At 74.0% G+C, this 3,031-nt stretch carries 4 protein-coding genes; 3 read left to right on the forward strand and 1 reads right to left on the reverse strand.

Annotation, left to right across the window (positions count from 1 at the left end; genetic code table 11):
• The first annotated feature begins 547 nt into the window (after nt 1-547).
• Nucleotides 548-1,315: a LuxR C-terminal-related transcriptional regulator gene (locus ACFVGY_RS35675; RefSeq protein WP_385686063.1), complete on the forward strand. Its 768-nt coding sequence runs from the start codon at nt 548-550 to the stop codon at nt 1,313-1,315.
• Here ACFVGY_RS35675 and ACFVGY_RS35680 read toward each other — a convergent pair.
• Nucleotides 1,274-1,771, reverse strand: coding sequence for a MarR family transcriptional regulator (locus ACFVGY_RS35680; protein ID WP_360630695.1), 498 nt, complete (start codon nt 1,769-1,771; stop codon nt 1,274-1,276). The genes ACFVGY_RS35675 and ACFVGY_RS35680 overlap by 42 nt on opposite strands.
• Before the next feature lie 175 nt (nt 1,772-1,946).
• On the opposite strand from ACFVGY_RS35680, the gene ACFVGY_RS35685 reads away from it, so the two are divergent.
• The gene (locus ACFVGY_RS35685; protein WP_385686066.1) at nt 1,947-2,807 is read left to right on the forward strand and encodes a trans-aconitate 2-methyltransferase; all 861 of its coding nucleotides are present in this window, start codon (nt 1,947-1,949) and stop codon (nt 2,805-2,807) included.
• Nucleotide 2,808: 1 nt separating this feature from the next.
• Complete coding sequence (locus tag ACFVGY_RS35690; protein ID WP_385686069.1) at nt 2,809-2,964, forward strand: hypothetical protein; 156 nt, start codon at nt 2,809-2,811, stop codon at nt 2,962-2,964.
• The last annotated feature ends 67 nt before the right edge of the window (nt 2,965-3,031 follow it).

Here is a 3,031-nt window from a genome sequence, read left to right on the forward strand (position 1 = left end):
GTGAAACACCCCCGCCGGTGTGAAATCCCCGCGCGCGGGGGGGGCCCCCCCCCCTCCCCCCCCCCCCCCCCCGCCGCCCCCCCCCCCCCCGCGGGGGGGGGGGCGCGGTGCGTTCGGCGGGGCTCCCGCCGGGGGAGCGTGCCGCGTCCCGGGAGCGCCGCGGGCAGGCGCGGTGCGCGGGCGCCCGGCGTGCGCACGCCGGGTGAAATGCCCCCCGTGCATCTGCCCGGAGCACCTCCAGGGCCGGAAACGGCCTTACGGCCCTCGGAACCGTTGAATTCAGGCCATGCCGGGGGCTGTTCGGGGTGGCCCAACCGGAAAATCGCTCGGAAAAGTTCTGCTATTCGGCCAACCGCGAGCCGCCCCCCGCTCTACGCTGATGCGTGACACCGGTGGGGGCCGGTGTTGATTCAGGGGTCGAGACATGCCGGGTACGGCGTCCGGTCCGGGGTAATGCAGAGATGTCTCGGCGGCGGCCGCGACAGCTCCCATCACCCGGTGTGGGCGCCGTACCCGCAGTCGTCCGTCCCCGACCCTTGGGGGTTTTGTGGTTCGCATCCGAGTTCTCGTGGTCGACGACCACCGCATCTTCGCCGAGTCGCTGGCCGCTGCTCTCGCGGCCGAGCCCGACGTCGACGTGTCCGCGGCCGGCAGCGGCCCGGCCGCCCTGCGCTGCCTGGAACGTGCGGTGGCGGAGGGCCGCCGCTTCGACGTGTTGCTGGTCGACGCCGACCTCGGTGCCGTGGCCGGGTCGGTGCCCGCCCAGCGTGAGCCGGGGTCCGGCCCCCCGCCGCCCGGCTCGGACGGGATCGCGCTCGTCGCCGGCGTGCGGGCGGCCCATCCGGCGGTCCGCACCGTCGTCCTCGCCGAACGCGACGACCCGCGCCGGGCCGCGCACGCCCTCCAGGCGGGGGCCTCGGGCTGGGTGGCGAAGGACTGCTCGCTCTCGCGGCTGCTGGCCGTCATCCGGGGGGTCCTGCGCGAGGAGACGCACCTGCCGCCCGCTCTGCTCACTGGCGTCCTGCGGGAGTTGACCGCGGCGCGCAAGCACCGCAGCGACAGCGAACGGCTCGTGGAGTCCCTGACGCCGCGCGAGCACGAGGTGCTGCGCTGCATGGTGGCGGGGCTGGGCCGCAAGGACGTGGCGGCCCGGCTGTTCCTGTCCCCGCACACCGTCCGCACGCACATGCAGAACGTGCTGGGCAAGCTCGGGGTGCACTCCACGCTCGCGGCCGTGGCGCTGGCCCGGCGGGCGGGCGTACGACCGGCCGACCTATCCGGGGATGTTGTCGAACGGAGCGGTCAACTGGCGTAGCAGGGCGGCGAGGTCGGCGCGCTGGGCCTGGGAGAGCTGGGCCAGGATCGCCCGCTCCTGGGCCAGCAGCCCCGCGAGGGCCTCGTCGGCGCGGTCGCGGCCCTCGGGGGTCAGCCGGACCAGGACCCCGCGCCGGTCGCTGGGGTCGGGCAGCCGCTCGACGAGCCCCTTCTTGGCGAGCCGGTCGATGCGGTTGGTCATGGTGCCGGAGGTGACCAGAGTCTGCGTCAGCAGCTGGCCGGGGGAGAGCTGGTAGGGCGCGCCGGCGCGGCGCAGCGAGGTCAGGACGTCGAACTCCCACGGCTCCAGGCCGTGCTCGGAGAAGGCCAGCCTGCGGGCGCGGTCGAGGTGGCGGGCGAGCCTGCTCACGCGGCTCAGCACTTCCAGCGGTTCCACGTCGAGGTCAGGGCGTTCCCGCCGCCATGCCGCGACCAACCGGTCGACCTCGTCCTCCATGCCGATCAGTGTAAGGGGTCTGTCGATGTGAAGTCTCTTGAATGCGAGAGTCTCGGAGAGGTATATCTTGAAATCATGAATCTCGACATCGAGATATACTTTAGGCGGTTGCGGGCATGGAGGGGGCCGTAAGCGGCCCGCTTCCGACCCGCCCCGCCAGCAGGGAGGCTCGAACATGCATTCCGACGTGCACACCTCGACGCGGATCCCCACCGTCACCGCCCGCGCCGCACCCACCTGGGACCCCCAGCAATACCTCCGGCACGCGGGACACCGCACCCGGCCCTTCCTCGACCTCCTCAACCGCACGCCCGAACTCCCCTCCGAGCCCGCCCGCATCGCCGACCTCGGCTGCGGCCCCGGCAACGTCACGGCCCTCCTCGCGGAACGCTGGCCCCGGGCCCGCATCACCGGCTTCGACCTCTCCGCGGACATGCTCCACCGCGCCGACACCGAACACGCCGGACCCACCCCCGGCGGCGGCACCCTCGACTTCCGCCGCGCCGACCTCGCCGACTGGCTCCCCGACGAGCCCTACGACCTGATCGTCTCCAACGCCGCCCTCCAGTGGGTCCCCGGCCACGCCGGCTCCTTCGCCGCCTGGATCAACGGGCTGCGCCCCGGCGGCGCCTTCGCCTTCCAGGTCCCCGGCAACCATGCGGCCCCCAGCCACGCCCTCCTCGCCCGGCTCTGCGACAGCCCGCGCTGGCGCGACCGGCTCGCCGGCCACGGCTCCCGCTACACCCACGTCCTCGACGCCGCCGAATACCTCGAACGGCTCACCGAGCTCGGCTGCGCCGCCGATACCTGGGAGACCACCTACTTCCAGCTGCTGTCCGGTGACGACCCCGTCCTCGACTGGGTCAAGGGCACCGCCCTGCGCCCCGTCCTGACCGCCCTCGAAGACGACCCCCGAGCCGCCGACGCCTTCCTCTGCGAGTACCGCGACCTGCTGCGCACCGCCTACCCGCCCGGCCCGCGCGGCACCGTCTTCCCCTTCCGCCGCATCTTCGCCGTCGCCGTCAAGGAGAGCTGACGTGCTGACCGTGCTCACCGCACCCGACCACGTCCAGCCCGCCGTGCGGCCCGCCGCGGAGGACCGGCTCCGCGCCTTCCGTACCCACGTCCTGGGCGCGGCCGAGTTACCGCGACATACCGTCCTGGAGCCGCACCACCCGGACCCCGCCCCCTGACACCGGCCGGCCCCCCGGAGGTGAGGCGGCCCGGAAACGCGGCGGCGCCCCGCCACCGCAGCCGCGG

The organism is Streptomyces sp. NPDC127106 (assembly GCF_042677605.1).
Lineage (GTDB): Bacteria > Actinomycetota > Actinomycetes > Streptomycetales > Streptomycetaceae > Streptomyces.

Excerpts from the sequence above, each read along its gene's own strand:
- ACFVGY_RS35685 (WP_385686066.1), top strand. The coding sequence starts at position 1,947 with ATGCATTCCGACGTGCACACCTCGACGCGGATCCCCACCGTCACCGCC.
- ACFVGY_RS35680 (WP_360630695.1), bottom strand. The coding sequence starts at position 1,771 with ATGGAGGACGAGGTCGACCGGTTGGTCGCGGCATGGCGGCGGGAACGC.